The organism is Holospora curviuscula (assembly GCF_002930195.1).
Taxonomy (GTDB): domain Bacteria; phylum Pseudomonadota; class Alphaproteobacteria; order Holosporales; family Holosporaceae; genus Holospora; species Holospora curviuscula.
Window position 1 is genome coordinate 1 of the sequence record NZ_PHHC01000113.1, and the last position, 4,607, is coordinate 4,607.

The following is a 4,607-nucleotide window of genomic DNA, read 5'->3' on the forward strand; positions in this document are numbered from 1 at the left end:
TTTCTGGATCCGCCTGTGGATGATTTAAGGTTTTTTATCGCGAACATCAAGACATCTCAGGGCTTTCAAAATGCCAACAGCGCTAACTCCAAAGCGCTCTGGCTGATAGGCATTAGGATTCATTGTAATATCGTGTTCTAAACAGTCCATGTCTATTGTGCTGGCTGGCTTAGAGCGCACGAGTTTCGGTTCTAAACGCGTACTCCCTCTATCGCCTGCTTACCCATTCCAAAACGTCTACCCGATTTCTCATAGCTTATCTCTTCTTTCTTCTTAATTCTTAAACCCTGACGATGAAAATCTCATGAATACGACAGCTTTAAATGCCTTCAATACTCATGACGTTACTGTGTTAAGACTAAATATAAAATTGGTAAAAACATGTTTTACATTAAGTGAGGGGAAAGGCATCCCATAAGCGCTGATCAGGATCATGATTGGGTGAAGTATGAGGGAAATCAAAATATTTTATTCTTATGCCTATTAATACATTCTTGAAGGTCACTCAAGTGATGGGTTCCAGATCAGGTCTCCAGTAAGCGTGTACCCATTAAAAAAATTAAAGGATAATGTTAATTAGGTCAAGATCCTGGACCTTCACAGCTTGTACTGTAGGTGATGCGTGTTTTTTCCATGATTCACAATAATTTAATACGTTTTATCGAAATTTGTCTGCACTCTTTCCTTATGTGTTTATTTTTAAACGTAGGCCTTGGGGGCTCTAGAAAAAGATCAAAATTAATAATAAAGTTAGTGAATATTCCAGGAGTGTTGATCACCTTCAAACCTGTATTACCTGTACAAATTTACCTTGGTCAGCATATTTTTTAGTTCAACCTCTGGTTTTAAACTGGTTTTAGCAGAAAACAGTAACAAAAATCAAAAAAATGAGGATTAGCAGAATATAAATAAAAGAAGGATTAGTGTGTTTAAAGAGTGTACTGGAGTCTAAAAACACAAAGTATTCTGCTCTTTGGGATAAAATAATGATTATAGACGGTACTGAGACTCATTCAAAGAGGACGCTCCCAATAGTTTAACGACATTATGAACGCGTGTATGTCTCAAGATAGAGGATGTAATAGGCAATGTTGTTAAGTCCAAGATTATTGCATAACTTTTTTCATTTTTTCCAAGAAACAAGAGTCAAATTGAGTATTGTAGAAGTGGGAACATTGCGTAGAGAACGTATCTCTTTCATTATATCACCGCAGCGATAATACACATTATTACTGTAAAAGATTCTAAATTTTTTCAGGATTGCACATTTAGTTCAGCGCTTTATGCACGAGTTTTTATGACCACAATTTTTGGAGATCTCCTCAAGACGGTCTAGTGTTGTCTCAAAATACGCTGCTTTTCTCGATTCCATTCGCGTTCCTTAATAGTTTGGCGTTTATCTGCTTTTTCTTTTCCTGTAGAAATAGCCAGTTGAATTTTAACGCGCCCAGAAGGGGAAGCGTACACAGAAAGAGGAATGACTGTCATCCCTTTTTTTTGTATTTGACCACGCATTCTCTGAATTTCTCTTTTGTGAAGCAGTAATTTTTTCCATCGCAGGGGATCGTGCCCAAAATGTTTCGACTCTGCTCGTAAGCTGATGAGAGCATTGTATAAGAAAAGCTCTCCTTTTGACTCCAACACAAAGGCTTCAGTAATATTTATTTTTCCCTCACGAATAGCTTTTACTTCGCTTCCCTTTAACACGAGGCCGGCCTCTAAGGTATCTAAAATATTATATGAAAATCGCGCTTTTCGGTTCAAAGCAAAGACTTTTTTAGAACTATTTGTCAAAATTATTGGAAGTAAAAAATCGATTCCGAATAATATCAAAAAATAATCAAAAAGTCAACGACTTGATCAAACAAAAAAACAAATAAATGGGCTTGTTTTAATTTAATGCTTTATGTAAAATAAACCAGTAATACTAATTTTTTATATTCAATGAACGTCTTTAATCCAATGCTTTTAAACCCTATACTAATCTCTGGAAAAGAAGTTTTACCTTTGGTTGAAGGAGGGAAAGGAATTGGAGCATCCAATGGTATCAGCGCAGGAGCCTGGGCAGCTTGCGGTGCAGTGGGGACGTTTTCTGGCGTGAATGCGCCAATGTTAGATGCAGAAGGAAAGATCAAGCCTTGGGTTTACAAAGGACTGACCCGAAGAGAGCGCCATAAAGAGCTTATTGAACAAGCAATATCAGGGGGAGTTCAACAGGCTAAGATCGCTTACGATTTATCTTGTGGGAAAGGACGAATTCATATGAATGTTTTGTGGGAAATGGGAGGTGTAGAAAATGTTTTGGAAGGTATTTTAAGTGGTACAAAGGGCCTTATCCACGGAATTACTTGTGGTGCTGGAATGCCCTACAAATTAGCAGAAATTGCCGCACGCTTTAAAGTATTTTACCTTCCTATCGTTTCTTCTGCAAGGGCTTTTAGAGCTTTGTGGAATCGTGCTTACAATAAAGTATCCGATTGGTTAAGCGCAGTGGTGTACGAAGATCCATGGAAAGCAGGAGGACACAACGGACTAAGCAATCAAGAAAATCCTTTGTTGCCTGAAGATCCCTACAGCCGAGTCTTGGCTTTAAGAGCATCTATGCGAGATTTTTCTCTTAATCATATTCCTATTATTATGGCAGGAGGTGTCTGGAACTTAAAGAATTGGGTTCACTGGATAGATAATGAAGAGTTGGGACTGATTGCATTTCAATTTGGCACCCGGCCGTTGCTTACGCAAGAAAGTCCTATTCCGGACAGCTGGAAAAAGCGGTTACTCACTATTCTTCCTGGAGACGTACTTTTAAATACCTTTAGTCCTACAGGTTTTCATTCTTCTGCGTTTCGTAATACCTTTCTCGAAAATCTGATATCACGTTCTTCTCGTCAAGTTCCTTATGTTTACGTTCAAAACGAAGAATTTTTAGGCGTTTTAGAACTGGGATCTCGGGGAAGAAAGTTGTTTGTGAGAGAACGAGATTTAGATGATATTGCGCACTGGAGGCAACAAGGCTTTATTACGGGGATGACAACTCCCAGCCAAACAGTAATTTTTACGACCCCTCAAGAGGCTGCAGAAATACTGCAAGACCAAAGAGATTGCATGGGATGTCTAAGCGCCTGTGCTTTTAGCAATTGGAGTCAAAGCATTATAGGGTCTACGGGTGAAAAACCAGATCCTCGATCCTTTTGTATTCAAAAAACTTTGCAAAACATTCTCTTAACAGGAGATGTAGAACATAATTTGATGTTCGCAGGACACAATGCGTATAAATTCCGAGAGGATCCCTTTTACAAAGACGGCTTTATTCCTACGGTTTCTCAACTTATAGAGCGTATTCAAACCGGAGAATAGTCAAAATGTACCGCATTCAGAGAACAGTTCTCTCGATTCTTAATCGACGACAGAGGGGGTTTATTCTCTGGGAAGTGGTCATTGGTTTGGCGGTTTTTGGTATTATTACCGGAGTGGGTATGAAAATGTGGAAGATTGTTGATCAGGGACGTTTTATAAAAACCTGTGAACAAATTCAGAGTATTGTTACCCAGCTTCGTCACTATCGGTGTATTCATGGAGCGCTTCCAGAAGAACATGCTTTGGATAATCATGACGCTTTGAGTGATGCCTCCAATAAAATTTGGCGTACTTTATCCCAAGATCAATGGATTGAGGGTGTGGGATCCAGTAAACTTCGTGCACTGTGTATGTATCCAAAAAATACTTTAGGAGGCGGTTTTGGATTGATACGCGCTCGCTTTAATGAACGCTCTGGCATTTGGATGGTCATTGGAAAAGAAACTCAGAACGGCTTAGACAGTGCGTTATTTACACCGAAAGAAGCAGAACAGCTAGCCCAGACTTGGGGAGACGGTAGTCCAAGTTCCAGTGAATTTTTGGCCCAAGAAGGTGCTGGCATAGCAGAGGGAAAATGTGTAGAGGGAGGAAAATTTGCTCGTCACACTCAACGCAGCTGCATTGTATATGTATTTGTCATAGAATAGACTGTCAGTGTGCCTAGCCGTGTGTCCTCCGGACAGAGTTTTACTTTTTACTCAGTATTTTGTGCTCTAGATAGTGTTACTTAACGTCACTTAACGTATGAAAAAAATGATGAAGAATGATATAAAGTATCAAACTTGGTAATTATATTCTTAATCTTTTGGTTCATATTAGTCTAGAATTTTTTTATTAGATTCATCTTATGTGAATAGAGTAGGACAAAGATGACAGTGCACCCAACAGATTCAATGAACGGACCAGATAAATCCTTGATTTCTATAGTATTTAAGGTCTCGCGTATAGGATTATCAGATAAAATTTGTGTAGATTCAAAATAAAGTCTCTTCATTGTGATGTGCGTGTTGATGTGTTCGCCTATCCTGGTGTTCTAAAAATGATGTGGACTGTCTCTGTACAGGACAAAAGTTTATCTCCCTGTAAATACCCGCTCAATTACAGTGTTTTGATTAAAAATTGACGCAATATCATTCACGAAATTGTTAACCGAACGATCAATTTTAAAAAATAATTCCCGCAGCAGATCCAAGCCAACGCGTAACACGCTTTTTTCCAAACGACCATGCTTTTTCTTTTTGCTAGGGGCT

At 38.8% G+C, this 4,607-nt stretch carries 4 protein-coding genes; 2 read left to right on the plus strand and 2 right to left on the minus strand.

Translation table 11 applies throughout. The features are described from left to right. Nucleotides 1-24: 24 nt before the first annotated feature. Both HCUR_RS08765 and smpB read right to left on the minus strand, forming a co-directional pair. Entirely contained in the window at nt 25-180 is a 156-nt protein-coding gene (locus HCUR_RS08765) for a hypothetical protein (RefSeq protein WP_165780719.1), read from the minus strand. A 1,152-nt stretch (nt 181-1,332) separates the two neighbouring features. Beyond that, nucleotides 1,333-1,800 carry an SsrA-binding protein SmpB gene (smpB, locus tag HCUR_RS05910; RefSeq protein WP_423751898.1) on the minus strand — a complete coding sequence of 156 codons (468 nt, stop codon included), beginning with the start codon at nt 1,798-1,800 and terminating at the stop codon, nt 1,333-1,335. Between the two features lie 144 nt (nt 1,801-1,944). Between smpB and HCUR_RS05915 the strand changes: the two genes are divergently transcribed. Both HCUR_RS05915 and HCUR_RS05920 read left to right on the plus strand, forming a co-directional pair. Next, nucleotides 1,945-3,357 carry an NAD(P)H-dependent flavin oxidoreductase gene (locus HCUR_RS05915; protein WP_104207178.1) on the plus strand — a complete coding sequence of 471 codons (1,413 nt, stop codon included), beginning with the start codon at nt 1,945-1,947 and terminating at the stop codon, nt 3,355-3,357. 5 nt (nt 3,358-3,362) lie between these two features. After that, nucleotides 3,363-4,004: a type II secretion system protein gene (locus HCUR_RS05920; protein ID WP_104207179.1), complete on the plus strand. Its 642-nt coding sequence runs from the start codon at nt 3,363-3,365 to the stop codon at nt 4,002-4,004. Nucleotides 4,005-4,607 lie beyond the last annotated feature (603 nt).